This window comes from Amycolatopsis sp. NPDC004079 (genome assembly GCF_040610415.1).
GTDB lineage: Bacteria > Actinomycetota > Actinomycetes > Mycobacteriales > Pseudonocardiaceae > Amycolatopsis > Amycolatopsis halotolerans.
Genome location: NZ_JBEXMH010000037.1, coordinates 78,367 through 92,958, shown reverse-complemented (window position 1 = coordinate 92,958; position 14,592 = coordinate 78,367). Strand labels below are relative to the sequence as shown.

At 70.4% G+C, this 14,592-nt stretch carries 13 protein-coding genes; 7 read left to right on the top strand and 6 right to left on the bottom strand.

What is annotated here, in order from left to right:
• Window positions 1-126: 126 nt before the first annotated feature.
• Both ABZX37_RS31230 and ABZX37_RS31225 read right to left on the bottom strand, forming a co-directional pair.
• On the bottom strand, window positions 127-1,032 hold the full coding sequence (locus tag ABZX37_RS31230) for a glutamate ABC transporter substrate-binding protein (protein WP_354745585.1): 906 nt from the start codon (window positions 1,030-1,032) through the stop codon (window positions 127-129).
• A gap of 130 nt (window positions 1,033-1,162) precedes the next feature.
• On the bottom strand, window positions 1,163-1,891 hold the full coding sequence (locus ABZX37_RS31225; RefSeq protein ID WP_354745593.1) for an amino acid ABC transporter ATP-binding protein: 729 nt from the start codon (window positions 1,889-1,891) through the stop codon (window positions 1,163-1,165).
• Between the two features lie 280 nt (window positions 1,892-2,171).
• Here ABZX37_RS31225 and ABZX37_RS31220 point away from each other — a divergent pair, with 280 nt between their 5' ends.
• From ABZX37_RS31220 to ABZX37_RS31210, 3 genes are read left to right on the top strand one after another with little or no spacing between them, the layout of a single operon-like run.
• Window positions 2,172-2,840 (top strand): response regulator transcription factor, encoded by a 669-nt coding sequence (locus ABZX37_RS31220; RefSeq protein WP_354745583.1) that lies wholly within the window; start codon window positions 2,172-2,174, stop codon window positions 2,838-2,840.
• Between the two features lie 3 nt (window positions 2,841-2,843).
• On the top strand, window positions 2,844-4,244 hold the full coding sequence (locus ABZX37_RS31215) for a HAMP domain-containing sensor histidine kinase (protein ID WP_354745581.1): 1,401 nt from the start codon (window positions 2,844-2,846) through the stop codon (window positions 4,242-4,244).
• Window positions 4,244-4,807 (top strand): hypothetical protein, encoded by a 564-nt coding sequence (locus ABZX37_RS31210; protein ID WP_354745579.1) that lies wholly within the window; start codon window positions 4,244-4,246, stop codon window positions 4,805-4,807. Before ABZX37_RS31215 ends, ABZX37_RS31210 begins: the two co-directional genes overlap by 1 nt.
• Here ABZX37_RS31210 and ABZX37_RS31205 read toward each other — a convergent pair.
• Both ABZX37_RS31205 and ABZX37_RS31200 read right to left on the bottom strand, forming a co-directional pair.
• Window positions 4,804-5,721: a TAXI family TRAP transporter solute-binding subunit gene (locus tag ABZX37_RS31205; RefSeq protein WP_354745577.1), complete on the bottom strand. Its 918-nt coding sequence runs from the start codon at window positions 5,719-5,721 to the stop codon at window positions 4,804-4,806. The two genes, ABZX37_RS31210 and ABZX37_RS31205, sit on opposite strands and share 4 nt — an antisense overlap.
• Window positions 5,722-5,740: 19 nt before the next feature.
• Window positions 5,741-6,451 (bottom strand): heparin lyase I family protein, encoded by a 711-nt coding sequence (locus ABZX37_RS31200; RefSeq protein ID WP_354745575.1) that lies wholly within the window; start codon window positions 6,449-6,451, stop codon window positions 5,741-5,743.
• A gap of 257 nt (window positions 6,452-6,708) precedes the next feature.
• On the opposite strand from ABZX37_RS31200, the gene miaB reads away from it, so the two are divergent.
• Together miaB and ABZX37_RS31190 are read left to right on the top strand one after the other, a co-directional pair.
• Window positions 6,709-8,190 (top strand): tRNA (N6-isopentenyl adenosine(37)-C2)-methylthiotransferase MiaB, encoded by a 1,482-nt coding sequence (gene miaB, locus ABZX37_RS31195; protein WP_354745573.1) that lies wholly within the window; start codon window positions 6,709-6,711, stop codon window positions 8,188-8,190.
• Complete coding sequence (locus ABZX37_RS31190) at window positions 8,187-8,663, top strand: hypothetical protein (protein WP_354745571.1); 477 nt, start codon at window positions 8,187-8,189, stop codon at window positions 8,661-8,663. The genes miaB and ABZX37_RS31190 overlap by 4 nt, the downstream gene beginning before the upstream one ends.
• A gap of 130 nt (window positions 8,664-8,793) precedes the next feature.
• Here ABZX37_RS31190 and ABZX37_RS31185 read toward each other — a convergent pair whose 3' ends face one another.
• Window positions 8,794-10,107: a DUF349 domain-containing protein gene (locus ABZX37_RS31185; protein ID WP_354745569.1), complete on the bottom strand. Its 1,314-nt coding sequence runs from the start codon at window positions 10,105-10,107 to the stop codon at window positions 8,794-8,796.
• Window positions 10,108-10,332: 225 nt separating this feature from the next.
• On the opposite strand from ABZX37_RS31185, the gene miaA reads away from it, so the two are divergent.
• Together miaA and dapF are read left to right on the top strand one after the other, a co-directional pair.
• Window positions 10,333-11,253, top strand: a complete 921-nt coding sequence (gene miaA / locus ABZX37_RS31180; RefSeq protein ID WP_354745567.1) for a tRNA (adenosine(37)-N6)-dimethylallyltransferase MiaA — start codon at window positions 10,333-10,335, stop codon at window positions 11,251-11,253.
• Window positions 11,254-11,262: 9 nt separating this feature from the next.
• On the top strand, window positions 11,263-12,090 hold the full coding sequence (dapF, locus tag ABZX37_RS31175; protein ID WP_354745565.1) for a diaminopimelate epimerase: 828 nt from the start codon (window positions 11,263-11,265) through the stop codon (window positions 12,088-12,090).
• Here the strand turns inward: dapF and valS are convergent, their stop codons facing one another.
• Complete coding sequence (gene valS / locus ABZX37_RS31170; protein ID WP_354745563.1) at window positions 12,091-14,589, bottom strand: valine--tRNA ligase; 2,499 nt, start codon at window positions 14,587-14,589, stop codon at window positions 12,091-12,093.
• Window positions 14,590-14,592 lie beyond the last annotated feature (3 nt).

The window sequence follows — 14,592 nt, the reverse complement described above, 5'->3', positions numbered from 1 at the left end:
CTCCCCCCCCATGCCCCCATTCTCGTCCCCCCCCCCGACCTTGCCGCCGCCCCCGGGGCGTTGGGCCTTTTGGGGGGGGGGGGGGGGGGGGGGCCCACCCCCCCCCCCCCCCCCCGCCGGATCAGGTCAGTACCGCTCGATGGCCGGCGGCGTCGCGGGCGCGCCGGACTTGCCGAGGGTCGCGTCGTAGATCTTCTTCCAGGTGCCGTTGGTCTCGGCGGCCTGCAGCAGGTCGTCGATCTTGTCGCGCAGCACCTTGTCGTCCTTGTTCAGGCCGATGCCGTAGGGCTCCTTCGAGAACGGCTTGCCGACGACCTTGAAGCTGTCCGGGTCCTGCGCCGCGTAGCCCTTGAGGATCGCGTCGTCGGTGGTGACCGCGTCGACGTCCTTCGTGTTCAGCTTCTCCACGCACTGCGAGTACTTCTGGAACTCGACGATCTGGTCGGTCAGCTTCTGCTCGCGCACGCGCTGGATCGGGGTCGACCCGGTGACCGAGCAGACCTTCTTGCCCTTCAGCGTCTCCGGGCCGGTGATCGAGGTGTCGTCCTTGCGCACCAGCAGGTCCTGCCCGGCCTGGAAGTACGGGCCGGCGAACGACACGAGCTTCTTGCGCTTGTCGTTGATGGTGTAGGTGCCGACGTAGAGGTCGACCTGGCCGTTGGAGATGGCCTGCTCGCGGGCGGCCGAGTCGATCGTCGTGTACTTGATCTTGTCCTCGCTGAAGCCGAGGCCCGCCGCGACCATCCGGGCGATCTCGACGTCGAAGCCCTGGAACTTGCCGGTCTTCGGGTCCTTCTGGCCCAGCTCGGGCTGGTCGTCCTTGACGCCGATGGTGATCGTGCCCGCGGACTTGATCTTCGTGAAGACCGACGAGCCGTCGAGCTTGACGTCCTTCGCCACTTCGTAGGTCGGCAGCGCCGCGGCGTTGGTGTTGGCGTCCCCGCCGGAACCGGCCGGGGTGCCTTCCTTGCCGCAGGCGGTGAGCAGCAGCCCGCCGGCGAGCAGGGCGGCCGCGAGGGTGCGGATCCTCATGTCAGTCTCTCCAATATCTGTCCGGGAAAAATCTGTCCGGGAACGTCGGTGCCGGTCGGGGCGGCACCGATGGACACGGCCGATTACAGCCACCTCGGCCGCGGGGCGCCGGGGGATTCCCCCGAACGGGTCAGTGGGTCAGGATCTTGCCGAGGAAGTCCTTGGCGCGGTCGGACTTCGGCTTGGTGAAGAACTCTTCCGGCGTCGTGTCCTCGACGATCTCGCCGTCGGCCATGAACAGGACGCGGTCGGCCGCGCGGCGGGCGAAGCCCATCTCGTGCGTGACCACGAGCATGGTCATGCCGTCCTTCGCCAGCCCGGTCATCACGTCCAGCACCTCCTGGACCATTTCCGGGTCCAGCGCCGAGGTCGGCTCGTCGAACAGCATCACCTTGGGCCGCATCGCGAGCGCGCGGGCGATCGCCACGCGCTGCTGCTGGCCGCCGGACAGCTGGGCCGGGTACTTGTCGGCCTGGTTCGCGATGCCGACGCGCTCGAGCAGTTCCATCGCGGTCTTGCGCGCCTCGGCCTGCGCGGTCTTGCGCACCTTCACCGGCGCGAGCATGACGTTCTCGAGGATCGTCTTGTGCGCGAACAGGTTGAACTGCTGGAAGACCATGCCGACGTCGGCGCGCAGCGCGGCGAGCGCCTTGCCCTCGGCGGGCAGCGGCACGCCGTCGACGGCGATCTCGCCGGAGTTGATCGGCTCGAGCCGGTTGATCGCGCGGCACAGCGTCGACTTGCCCGACCCGGACGGCCCGAGCACGACGACGACCTGGCCGCGCGGCACCTCGAGGGTGATCTCGCGCAGCACGTGCAGCTCGCCGAAGTACTTGTTCACGGCGGCCGCCTTGATCATCGGCGTCGCCACCTCGGTGGTCATCGTGGCCTCCAGAGCTCCGTTGGTCGTCGGCGTCCGCGGAACCGGGGTTCCGCAACGCTTGCGGAAACCTACTACCGGGACATCTCTTGTAAAGACGGCTTGAGCAATACTTAGGGTTTCAACTACGTATCGGATGCGGCCGTCGTGGCGGCTTTCAGCCTAGTCGGGACTGTGGCGGCCGCCACGCACCGTGTCCGCGGGGCGTGGCGCCCTAAAGTCCGGCTACCGTGGTCGGGATCACCGGGGAGGCTGAAGCGTGCGCGTGCTGCTGGTGGAAGACGACGACCGGGTCGCGGGCGCGCTCGTCCCCGCGCTGGTCCGCCGGGGCCTCACCATGCAGCGGCTGCCGTCCGGGGCCGGCGTGCTCGACCGGGTCCACGACGTCGACGTGATCCTCCTCGACCTCGGCCTTCCCGACGTCGACGGCGTGGTGCTCTGCCGCCAGATCCGCGCGGTCAGCGACGTCGCGGTGATCGTTGTGTCCGCGCGCGGCGAGGTGAACGACCGGGTGCACGGCCTGCGCGCCGGCGCCGACGACTACCTGGTCAAGCCGTACGACGTGGAGGAACTGCTCGCGCGTGTCGAAGCGGTGCGCAGGCGGCGCACCGAAAAGACCACGCCGACGGTGCCGGTGGTCGAGGTCGGCGACGTCCGGATCGACCTCTCCCGGCACGAGGTGCTGGTCGCGGGCGAGCCGATCGCGTTGTCCCGCAAAGAGTTCCAGGTGCTCGCGCTGGTCGCGGCGGCGGGCGGCGCGGTGTGTTCGCGCGAGCAGGTGCTGAACGAGGTTTGGGGGCACCGCGGCGCGGCGGAGAGCCGTTCGCTGGACGTACACGTTGCCACTCTGCGCACCAAACTCGGCCGTCCGGCGCTGATCGAAACGGTGCGCGGAGTCGGTTACCGGCTGGGCATCCGGCGGGACTGACCGATGCGCGTCCGGCTGCAGGGCATCGTCGTCACGCTCGTCGCGCTGCTCGTGTTCGGGCTCGGCATCCCGCTCGCGTTGAGCATCGCGAGCAGCCTGCAGCAGAAGCTCTTCCTCGACCGGCTCACCGACACCTCGCGGTTCGCCTCGCTCGCCCAGCGTCCGCTGCTGGACAACCAGCTCAGCCGGCTCGAACCCGAACTGCGCCGGTACACCGAGGTGTACGGCGTGAAAGTGGTCGTGGTGAACCAGGACGGCGACCCGGTGCTGAGCTCGCCGGGCGGCACCGACGCCCGGCGTGTCGACCGGGCCGCGATCCGGGTGCCGGTGAACGAGGCGCTCGCCGCCCGTCCGCCCGAAGCCGGGCCGCTGCTGATGCCGTGGGCCAGCAAACCGCTGGTGCTGGCCGAGCCGATCCTCATCGACGGCGAGGTGCGCGGCGCGGTCGTCACGGAGTCCGCGACCGATCACATCCGCACCCAGTTGCTGTGGCAGTGGCTGCTGCTGGCCGCGTGCGCGCTGGTCGCTTTCGGGCTCGCGCTGCTCGTCGCGCTGCCGGTGGTGCGCTGGACGCTGCGCCCGGTCCGGCGGCTGGACGAGGCGACGGGCGCGCTGGTCGCGTCGGTGGTCAGCGGCCGGGAGGCGGAGCCGGTGGGGGAGAGCGGCGGGCCGCCGGAGCTGCGGCAGCTCGGGCGGTCGTTCGACCGGATGGCGGCGAGTGTGTCCGAAGCGCTGGCCGCGCAGCGTGCGTTCGTCGCCGACGCCTCGCATCAGCTGCGCAATCCGTTGACGGCGTTGAAGATCCGGCTGGGCAATCTCGACGGCCAGGTGACCGACGAAACCGCGGCCGCCGATCTCGAAGCGGCGCAGGTGGACGCCAAGCGGCTGAACCAGATCCTCGACGAGCTGCTGTCGATGGCCCGCGCCGAATCCGCGGGCGGCGAACTGGTCTCCGAAGACCTCGCGGAGGTGATCGCCGATCGGGTCGCGGACTGGTCGGTGGTCGGGGCGGCTCGCGAGGTCGCGCTGGAGAGCGCGGTGGACGCCAACGGGGCGCGGGTGCTCGTGCCGCCGCGCGGCCTGGAGGTCGTGCTCGACGCTCTGCTGGACAACGCGCTCAAGTTCAGCCCCTCCGGTACCTCGGTGGAGGTGGCCGCGAGCGTCACGGAGGACCGGGTGACGGTTTCGGTCCGCGACCACGGTCCTGGGCTGCGAGAGGACGAACTGGAGCGGGCGGTGGACCGGTTCTGGCGGAGCACGGCGCACCAGAACGTGCCGGGGTCGGGGCTGGGGCTGGCGATCGTGACGGAGATCGTCCGGCATTCCGGCGGCGAGATGCGGTTGTCCCTGCCTGAGGGCGGCGGATTGCGGATCTCGATGGACTTCCCGGTCGCGGAGCGCTGATGGGAATCGACGTCTTCGCCTTGGTCGCCGACTGGGCGCCGACGGTCGCGGCGTACCGCGAAGCAGGCGGCTCCGGCTTCTACTGGGACTACGACGACCAGCCGTACTTCACCGAGCACCGGCTTCCGGGCGGCAAGGCCTTCCTCGAAGCCGGGCAGTACTACGACCTGCTCCGGCCGCACTTGCCCGAACGGCTGCGGCAACCGGCGGACGCGGTATTCGGCCAGGTCTTGCCGTGCGCCGTCGTCTACGACTGGACCGCCGAGGACCGCGACGACTTGGCCGCCGACGCCGGTCTCGACGGCAGCGGCGACGTCATCTACGCGTTCCGTCCGGATACCGCCGCCGCCGTCGCGCGATTGCCGGTGCCGTGGGAGGAACTCGCCGCGGCGGCCGAAGAACACCCGGTGCCCGGCGAGCACCTCGCTCCGGCCGGTACGCGGGCAGGCATGTGGCAGGTCGTCGACTGGGACAGCTTTCACTGGCACGCCAGCGCACACCTGGCAGCGGTGACGGACGCGGTTCAAGCCGGTCGCGGTCTTGTCACCATGGTGTCGATCTAGACCTTCTCCGCGCGGTAATACGCCAACGCCCCGGGGTGCAGCGGCAGCGGCCCTGTCTCGATCCCCGGATGCACGTCGATCGACAGCGCCGCCCGGTTGACCGCCGCGAGCGCCGGGCGGGCGTCGTACAGGCCCTTCGTGAGCGCTTCCGCGACGTCGGCGGACATCGAGGTGGGCACGACCAGGAAGTTCGGCACGACCAGCGTCGTGACCGGCCCGCCCTGGTCGTAGGTGCTGCCGGGGATGGTCGCGGTGCCGTACACCGGGCTGAACCGCTGCATGCCCGGCATCAGCGAGGACATGTCGAGCAGCCGCAGGCCGATCTTGCGGTTGTACTCGGTGATGAGCGGCGTCGGCAGCCCGCCGGACCAGAACATCGCGTCGATCTTGCGGTCGGCCAGCGCGGTGAGCGAATCGTCCAGGCTCAGCTGGTCGATCGCGACCGCGCCCTTCAGCCCGGCGACCCCCAGCACCCGGTCGGCGATGTACTCGACGCCCGACTCCGGGGAGCCCACCGCGATGTGGCGGCCGCGCAGCATCGACACCGAGGTGTAGGGCGAATCCTTGCGGACGACGATGTGCAGGTAGTCGTCGTGGATGCGGGCCAGCGCGGCGAGCTTGCCGGGGTGCGCGGCCGCCGCGTCCGCGGCCAGGTCCGCGGCGACGAACGCGACGTCCGCGCCCCCGGAAAGCACTCGGTTGAGGTTGTCGCGCGACCCCTGGGTGGCGAGCACCTCGGGCGTCTCGATGCCGAGTTCGCCCGCCCACGACGACGCCAGCGGCCCGGCGAGGTCGTGGTAGACGCCGCCCACCGACCCGGCCGCGACGCGCAGGTGCAGGTTCGCGAAGCTCGGCCCGCACCCGCTCAGCAGCACCATCAGCACTGCCAGCGCCAGCGTCCGCCTCCATCGCATGGGGCGATGGTGCCAGAGGTCAGCCGGTGACGTCGGTCAGGCTGCTGCCCATCCGGATCTTGCTGAACCATTGCGTCGCCGTCGCGTCGGCCTCGTGGTAGACGCCCCACTTCAGATAGTTGCGGTCGCCGTCGATCGTGGTGCCGGTGTAAGTGGTCGACCCGTCGGAGAACGTCTGCTGCTTGCCGTCGAACCAGAACTGGATGGTGCCCTTGGTGCGGTCGGTCGAGATCCGGAAGGCGATGTCGTGCCACTGGTCGTTCGAGACCGGCGCTTCCCAGAGCTTGACGCTCGTGTGGTCGACGGTCCATTCCTCCAGCTGGAGCTTGCCGCCGGAGATCTTGAGGACGATCGGGTGGTTCGCGGTGCCGGTGCTCGGGCTGCATTTCAGCTGGAACACGTAGCGGCTGGTGGAGTCGGTGATGCGGTACTTCGACGACCAGCCGAGGTAGAAGGTCTTGCCCGCTTCGAGGTCCGGGCCGACCGCCTCGCAGCGTTCCTCCTTCGCGAGCTGCTCGGCGACGAACACTTTGCCCTTCGCGGAGTCCGCGGTCTTGAAGTGGCCGTCGGCGCACTGGACCGAGTTGAACGCCTTGGCGCCGTCGGCCGGGTCGGCGGACCAGGTGACCGAGCGGGGGGCCGGGGCCGCGGCGACCGGAGCGGCCGCCAATGCCGCGACGGCGAGAGTGCTCGCGACAGCAGCCGCGGAGCAGGCGAAAACCTTGCGCACTTTTCCTCCAGAGCGGCGGCGGTCCGATTCGGAAACAATGGCGGTGATCTTATCTTCGGGAGCGCGCGGAAAACAATAGGAAAAATTCCGGCGGTATTGTTCCGCGGTGCCCGGTTCAGTGCATTTCCGTTCCCGGTCAACGGCACATTTCCCGATTAACGGAATGCCAGGCGAGCCAGGTCGCGGACGCCGTCGCATAACGCCCACAAGGCGGGTGCCGGGTCCGGCGCGGGCTCCGGGGTTTAGGCTGGAGCACGATGAACGCGAAAACGTACCAGATCCGCACGTTCGGCTGCCAGATGAACGTGCACGACTCCGAACGGCTCGCCGGGCAGCTTGAGGAAGCCGGCTACGTCCCCGCCGCGGGGCCGTCGAAGCCGGATCTGGTCGTGTTCAACACCTGCGCCGTGCGGGAGAACGCGGACAACAAGCTCTACGGCACCCTCGGGCACCTCCGCCCGGACAAGGTCGCCAATCCGGACATGCAGATCGCCGTCGGCGGCTGTCTCGCGCAGAAGGACCGCGGCGACATCGTCAAGCGCGCGCCGTGGGTCGACGTCGTCTTCGGGACGCACAACATCGGTTCGCTGCCGACGCTGCTGGAGCGCGCGCGGCACAACGCCGAGGCCGAGGTCGAAATCCTCGAATCGCTCGAGACGTTCCCGTCCACGCTTCCCGCGCGCCGCGAATCGTCCTACGCGAGCTGGGTGTCGGTTTCGGTCGGCTGCAACAACACCTGCACGTTCTGCATCGTGCCGTCGCTGCGCGGCAAGGAGCGCGACCGCCGTCCCGGCGAGATCCTCGCCGAGGTCGAGGCGCTGGTCGCCGAGGGCGTGCTCGAGGTGACCCTGCTGGGCCAGAACGTGAACTCCTACGGCGTCGAGTTCGGCGACCGGCTCGCGTTCGGCAAGCTGCTGCGCGCCACCGGCGGGATCGACGGGCTGGAGCGCGTGCGGTTCACCTCGCCGCATCCGGCCGCGTTCACCTCGGACGTCATCGACGCGATGGCCGAGACGCCGAACGTCTGCCACCAGCTGCACATGCCGCTGCAGTCCGGTTCGGACCGGGTGCTGCGCGAGATGCGCCGTTCCTACCGGTCGACGCGGTTCCTGAACATCCTCGACGAGGTGCGCGCCAAGATGCCGGAAGCCGCCATCACCACCGACATCATCGTCGGCTTCCCCGGCGAGACCGAGGAAGACTTCCAGGCGACGCTCGACGTCGTCCGCGCCGCGCGGTTCTCGAGCGCGTTCACCTTCCAGTACTCGAAGCGCCCCGGCACGCCCGCCGCCGAGATGGCGGAGCAGCTGCCGAAGGAGGTCGTGCAGGAGCGCTACGACCGGCTGGTCGAGCTGCAGAACGAGATCTCCTGGGAAGAGAACCGCAAGCTGGTCGGCCGCCGGGTCGAGCTGCTGGTCGCCGCGGGCGAGGGCCGCAAGGACGCGGAGACGCACCGGATGAGCGGGCGCGCCCGCGACGGACGGCTGGTGCACTTCACGCCGTCCGGTCCGGCCGTCGACCGTTCGGTCCGGCCGGGCGACGTCGTGGAGACGGTGATCAGCTACGGCGCGCCGCACCACCTCGTCGCCGACGGCGACCTTCTGACGCATCGCCGCACGCGAGCGGGCGACAACGCCGAAGCCGGTCTTCGGCCCAAGACGAGCGGGGTCACCCTGGGACTGCCGGGCTTCGGAGCCCCGGCGGCGCAGCCTGCCCCGGTGAGTGGGTGTGCAGGATGAGCGAACCGGGAACGCCGGCCGAGGTCGACCGGCGACTCAGCGACGAGATCGACGACGCGGGCCGCAACGCCGCGCGCACGGTCGAGCTGGGCAGGCGCGGCTTCACCATCTCGGTGCTGATGTTCGTGCTGCTGGTGGCCCAGATCCTGCCGTGGGCCCAGGGCCGCGCGGGCTGGGAGACGCTGGCGGGCGAGGCGGGCGGGGTCCCGCAGCTGTTCGCCGTGACGTCCACCGGCGTCGGCGTCTTCATCGGCGCGGTCGCGCTCGTGTCGCGCCGCTGGTGGGTCGCGTGGTGCTGCGCCGCGGGCGGCTGGTTCGCCTCGGTCGACGGCCTGCTGGCGATCTGGTCGCAGCAGTCCGCGCACGCCAGCGGAGCGGCCGGCGACGGTCCGGGAATCGGGATGATCGTGGCGTGGATCGCGACGATCATCCTGGCGACGCTCTGGATGCGGACGGCGTTCTCGCGCGACTGAACCGCTTCCGGCAAACGTCCGTGAAGGGCCCCTTGAAGGAATCAGATTCCCTCAAGGGGCCCTTCACGGACTTGGCGGAGGCGGGCGGCAAAACGGCCGGTACCCAGCGGTACCGGCCGTTTCGGGAAAATCAGCGATCGGCGACCGCGGCTTCCGCGGCCTCCATCCATTCCCGCCACTGAGCGGCCTGCTCGTCGGCCTTCTTCGCCCGCCGCTCGTCCCCGGCGGCCCGCGCTTTCGCGGCCTGCGATTCGAACTGCTCGACGCGCTCCCGGAACTGCGCGGCGCGCGCCTGCGCCTCCGGGTCGGTGCGGCGCCAGCGGCTGTCCTCGGCCGACTTCACCGCGTCCTGCACGGCCTTGAGCCGACCGTCCAGCTCGCGGATGCGTTCGCGCGGGACCTTGCCGATCTCGTCCCACTGCTCCTGGATCCGGCGTAGCGCCGACTTGGCCGCCTCGAGGTTGGCCGCGACGTCGATCTTCTCGGCCTCGACCAGCAGTTCTTCCTTGCGCTGGGCGTTGCCGGCGAACTCCGCGTCGCGCTCGGAGAACACGGCCGAGCGGCGGGCGAAGAACGCGTCCTGCGCCGCGCGGAACCGCTGCCACAGCGCCTCGTCGCTGTCCTTCGGCGCGCGCCCGGCGGCTTTCCACTCGGCCATCAGGTCCTTGTACCGGCCCGCGGTGGCGCCCCAGTCGTCCGAATCGGCGATCGACTCGGCCTCGGCGATCAGCTCTTCCTTGCGCTGCTTCGCGCTCGCCCGCTGCTTGTCCAGTTCGGCGAAGTGCGAGCCGCGGCGGCGGTTGAACGCCTCGCGCGCCTTCGAGAACCGCTTCCACAGCTCGTCGTCGGTCTTGCGGTCGACGCCCTTGACCGTCTTCCACTCGTCGAGGATCGCGCGCAGCCGGTCGCCCGCGGCCTTCCACTGCGTGGAATCGGCGGCGATCTTCTCCGCCTCGTCGGCCAGCGCCTGCTTGCGCGCGACCGCCGCGGCCCGGGCTTCCTCGCGCTCGTGCTTGACGTTGACCAGCGCCTTCTCCGCCAGCCCGATCACGAACTCGAGCCGCGCGGAGAGCGCCTTCAGGTCGCCGACCACGGCCGCCTCGCCGAGCCCGTCGCGGATCTGGGTGGCGCTCGACAGCGCGTGCTTCGGGTCGCCCGCCCCGGAGTTCAGCCGCGTTTCGAGCAGTTCGACCTCGGTGCGCACGTCGTCGAAGCGGCGCGCGTAGTGCAGCAGGCCCTCCTCGGGCGTGCCTGCCTGCCAGACCCCGACCTCGCGTTCGCCGTCGGCGGTGAAGACGTAAACGGTGCCTTCCCCGTCGACCCGGCCCCAGGTGGCGGGGGCGGGCTCGGCGGGCGGCACCGGAGGCGCGGCATGGCCGGCGCCGTGCGCGTGCGGCACCGGGTGCGGTGCCGGGGTGCCGGGGGACGTGTTCTCCTGGGCCATCGCAGGCTCCTTATCGCCTGTACGCCCGCGGCTGCGGGCGCCCCGCCGCGTGAGCGGGGCCGGGTTACGCTGTTGTCGTGCTCTGCCGGGGGCATGGGGCCCCAGCGGCATTCAAGCAGCTCAGCGCGCGCCGTGGTACTGGATGAGCCGCCTGAAAGCGTTGATCCTACTTCTCCTTGACGCTCCGTGCCCGCGTCCCGCCCCGGCCGGGTAGCGTTCTGCGGCGTGATCAGCCCTGCTCAACGGCCCCGTCCGGTGGCCGTCGTCGGCCCCACCGCCACCGGGAAGACGGCACTGGCCGTCGAGCTGGCGCTGGCGCTGGACGGCGAGGTGGTGAACGCGGACGCGCTCCAGCTCTACCGGGGCATGGACATCGGCACCGCCAAAGCGACTACGCGAGAACGGCGAGGGGTCCCGCACCACCTGCTGGACGTACTCGACGTGACCGAGACCGCGTCGGTCGCCGCCTATCAGCGTGACGCCCGCGGCACGATCGAGCGGATTCTCGAAGCGGGCCGGGTTCCGGTGCTGACTGGCGGCTCGGGGCTGTATGTGCAAGCGGTCCTGGACGACCTCCGTTTCCCCGGCACCGACCCCGCGGTGCGCGCGCGGCTCGACGAAGAGGCCGCCGAATTCGGCACCGCCGCGCTCTACACCCGGCTGGGGGAGCGCGACCCGGTCGCCGCGGCCGCGATCCTGCCCACGAACACCCGGCGGATCGTGCGCGCGCTGGAGGTCATCGAGATCACCGGCGAGCCGTTCTCGGCGAACCTGCCGAAACCGGGTCCGGCGCGCTGGGACACCGTGCTGATCGGGGTCGACCGCGAGGTCGCCGAGCTGGACGAGCGCGTCGACCTGCGGGTGGAGCGGATGTTCGAGGGCGGTCTCGTGGACGAGGTGCGCGCGTTGCTCGGTCGCGGTTTGCGGGACGGGAAAACCGCTTCGCGGGCGCTCGGCTACCAGCAGGTGCTGGCCGAACTGGACGGCGAAAGCGACTTCGCGGCGGCAGCGGCGGCGACCGCGCAGGCCACCCGCCGGTTCGTGCGGCGGCAGCGTTCGTGGTTCCGGCGGGACAAGCGGATCCAGTGGTTCGACGGCGGATCGGCGGACCTGGCCGCGCGGGTCCTCACCGTGCTCGACCAGTAGCCTGGACGCATGGGCGGCATCGAATTCCTCAAGGGCCACGGCACGCAGAACGACTTTGTGCTGCTGCCTGACGCGGCCGGCCGCCTCGACCTCACCGCGGAGCGAGTCGCGGCGCTGTGCGACCGGCAGCGCGGTATCGGCGCGGACGGCGTGCTGCGCGTCGTGCGGGCGAAGGCGATCGGCGAAGAGTCGGCGGGCGAGTGGTTCATGGACTACCGCAACGCCGACGGCTCGATCGCCGAGATGTGCGGCAACGGCACCCGCGTTTTCGCGCGCTACCTGGTCGACGCCGGGCTGGCCGAGGACGGCGAGTTCGTCATCGGCACCCGCGCGGGCGACCGGCCGGTCGTCGTGCACCCGGACCGTTCGGTCACCGTCCAGATGGGCCCGGCGGCGATCACCGGCACGTCGGTCACCGTGGTGGCCGGGCAGCCGTTCTCCGGGGTCGCGGTGAACGTCGGCAACCCGCACCTGGTGTCGGTCACCGACACCGACATCGCCGGCCTGGACCTGCGCGACCAGCCCGACTTCGACCACGACGTGTTCCCGACCGGCGTCAACCTGGAGTTCGTCAACGTGCTCTCCGAGGGCGCGCTGCGGATGCGCGTGCACGAGCGCGGCGTGGGGGAGACGCGCGCCTGCGGCACCGGCACGGTCGCCGCGGTGGCCGCCGCGCTGCACCTCGCGGGCAAGGACGCCGGCGAATCCACAGTGGACATTCCGGGCGGCCGCGTGTCGGTCACGGTCGGACGCGGCGAATCGACGCTGTCCGGACCGGCCGAGATCGTGGCCCGCGGCGAGCTGGACGAAGCCTGGTGGCTCGCCGCGGGCGCTTGATCAGCTGATCGTCACCGCCACCGAGAGTTCGCCTTCCTGGGTGGCCACGGTGTTGACCACGCCGGCGACTCGCACGTCCTCGGCGATTCCGGCGAAGCCTTCGAGCACGTCCGCCGGAGCGGTGACCGACAGCGTCTCGACGGCGGTCCGCATCGACACCTTCGCGTCGGACTTGGCCCGGCGCACGGCAGCGATCACGGAACCGGCCAGCGGCAGCAGCGTGCTGTCGCCGTCGATGTCAGGCGCGGTCGGCCAGGACGCCTGGTGCACCGAACCTTCCTGCCACCACGACCAGATCTCTTCTGTGGCGAACGGCAGCACCGGCGCGAACATCCGCACCAACGCCGACAGCACGGTCCGCAACGCCGCCTGTGCCGATTCCGCTGCCGCCGCGCCGAGGTCGCCGTACGCGCGGCCCTTCACCAGTTCCACGTAGTCGTCGCAGAACGTCCAGAAGAACGTCTCCGTCACCTGCAACGCACGCGCCTGGTCGAGCGCTTCGAAGGCGGCTGTCGCCTCCTCGATCATCTTCGCCAGCGCGGCGAGCACGGACCGGTCCAGCGGCTCCGTCGCGACCGACTCGGCTGCGGGCGTCCCGAGGCCGAGCACGAATTTGCTCACGTTCAACAGCTTCGTCGCCAGCCGTCGCCCGACCTTCATCTGGCCTTCGTCGACCGCCGTGTCGACACCCGGGCGAGCGCTGGCCGCCCAGTAGCGCACCGCGTCGGAACCGTGCCGCTCCAGCAGATCCGCCGGGGTGACGACGTTGCCGACCGACTTGGACATCTTCTTGCGGTCCGGGTCGAGCACCCAGCCGGAGATCACCGCGTCCCGCCACGGCAGGACGTCTTCCTCCAGCTCGGCGCGCACTGCGGTCGAGAACAGCCAGGTGCGGATGATCTCGTGCGCCTGCGGCCGCAGCGAGTACGGGAACACGCGGCGGAACAGGTCGTCGTCGATGGTCCAGCGCCCGGCGATCTGCGGAGTCAGCGACGACGTGGCCCAGGTGTCCATCACGTCCGCCTCCGCGACGAACCCGCCCGGCACGCCGCGCTGCTCCTCGGCGTAGCCCGGCGGAACGTCGGTGCTCGGGTCCACCGGCAGGCTCGCGTCGGCGGGCACCAGGACGGCGTCGTGGTCCGGCTCGCCGTCGGCGTCCAGCGGGTACCAGACCGGGATCGGCACGCCGAAGAACCGCTGGCGGCTGACCAGCCAGTCGCTGGTCAGGCCTTCGACCCAGCTGCGGTAGCGGACCTGCATGTGCGGCGGGACCCAGTTCAGCTCCTCGCCGCGCGCCAGCAGTTTCGCGCGCAGCGCGTCGTCGCGGCCTCCGTTGCGCAGATACCACTGGCGGCTGGTGACGATTTCCAGTGGCTTGTCGCCCTTTTCGTAGAACTTCACCGGATGCGTGATCGGCCTCGGCTCGCCGCGCAGCGTGCCCGCCTCCCGCAGGAGGTCGACCACGATCTGGCGTCCAGTGTGGACAGTCTTGCCCGCCAGCGGCTCGTACGCCCCGGCCGGAACGCCGTGCGGCGGCTCGGCGCGGAACCGGCCGTCGCGGCCCAGCACCGGGCGCGTTTCCAGCTGAAGCGCGCGCCACCAGGTGACGTCCGTCGTGTCGCCGAAGGTGCACACCATCGCGATGCCGGTGCCCTTCTCCGGATCGGCGAGATGGTGCGCGTGCACCGGCACCTCGACGCCGAACACCGGCGTGCGCACGGTCTTTCCGAAAAGGCCCTGGTACCGCTCGTCATCCGGATGCGCGACGAGTGCGACGCACGCGGGCAGCAATTCGGGCCGCGTCGTGGAGATCAGCACTTCGCCGTCATCCGCCGTGAACACGAGATCGTGATACGCGCCCGGCCGTTCGCGGTCTTCCAGTTCAGCCTGCGCGACGGCGGTGCGGAAAGTGACGTCCCACAGCGTCGGGGCTTCGGATTGGTACGCCTCGCCGCGCGCGAGGTTGCGCAGGAACGCGCGCTGCGAGATCTCCGTGGTCGCCGGGTCGATGGTCTGGTACGCCAGCGTCCAGTCCACCGAAAGCCCGATGCTCCGCCAGACCTCCTCGAACACCTTCTCGTCGGTTTCAGTCAGCTCAAGGCACAGTTCCACGAAATTGCGCCGCGACACCGGAAGCGCGTTCTTGCCGGGCTTTTCCGGCGGAGTGAAGGCCGGGTCGTAAGGCAGTGAGGGCTCGCAGCGCACGCCGAAATGGTTCTGCACGCGGCGTTCGGTGGGCAGGCCGTTGTCGTCCCACCCGACCGGGTAGAAGACCGAGCGGCCGCGCATCCGTTGGTAGCGCGCGAGAACGTCGGTGTGCGTGTAGGAGAAGACGTGCCCGATGTGCAGCGAACCGCTCGCGGTCAGCGGCGGCGTGTCGATCGAGTAGACGTCCGGGCGCGCGCGGTCGAACCGGTATACGCCTTCGCGTTCCCACACCGGTACCCATTTGGCGGCAAGGCCGTCGACGCCGACTTTGTGCGGGATCTTCTCGTTCATGCC

Coding starts and splice junctions, on each gene's coding strand:
- ABZX37_RS31230 (WP_354745585.1), bottom strand. CDS start 1,032: ATGAGGATCCGCACCCTCGCGGCCGCCCTGCTCGCCGGCGGGCTGCTG.
- ABZX37_RS31225 (WP_354745593.1), bottom strand. CDS start 1,891: ATGATCAAGGCGGCCGCCGTGAACAAGTACTTCGGCGAGCTGCACGTG.
- ABZX37_RS31215 (WP_354745581.1), top strand. CDS start 2,844: ATGCGCGTCCGGCTGCAGGGCATCGTCGTCACGCTCGTCGCGCTGCTC.
- ABZX37_RS31210 (WP_354745579.1), top strand. CDS start 4,244: ATGGGAATCGACGTCTTCGCCTTGGTCGCCGACTGGGCGCCGACGGTC.
- ABZX37_RS31205 (WP_354745577.1), bottom strand. CDS start 5,721: ATGCGATGGAGGCGGACGCTGGCGCTGGCAGTGCTGATGGTGCTGCTG.
- miaB (WP_354745573.1), top strand. CDS start 6,709: ATGAACGCGAAAACGTACCAGATCCGCACGTTCGGCTGCCAGATGAAC.
- ABZX37_RS31190 (WP_354745571.1), top strand. CDS start 8,187: ATGAGCGAACCGGGAACGCCGGCCGAGGTCGACCGGCGACTCAGCGAC.
- ABZX37_RS31185 (WP_354745569.1), bottom strand. CDS start 10,107: ATGGCCCAGGAGAACACGTCCCCCGGCACCCCGGCACCGCACCCGGTG.
- dapF (WP_354745565.1), top strand. CDS start 11,263: ATGGGCGGCATCGAATTCCTCAAGGGCCACGGCACGCAGAACGACTTT.
- valS (WP_354745563.1), bottom strand. CDS start 14,589: ATGAACGAGAAGATCCCGCACAAAGTCGGCGTCGACGGCCTTGCCGCC.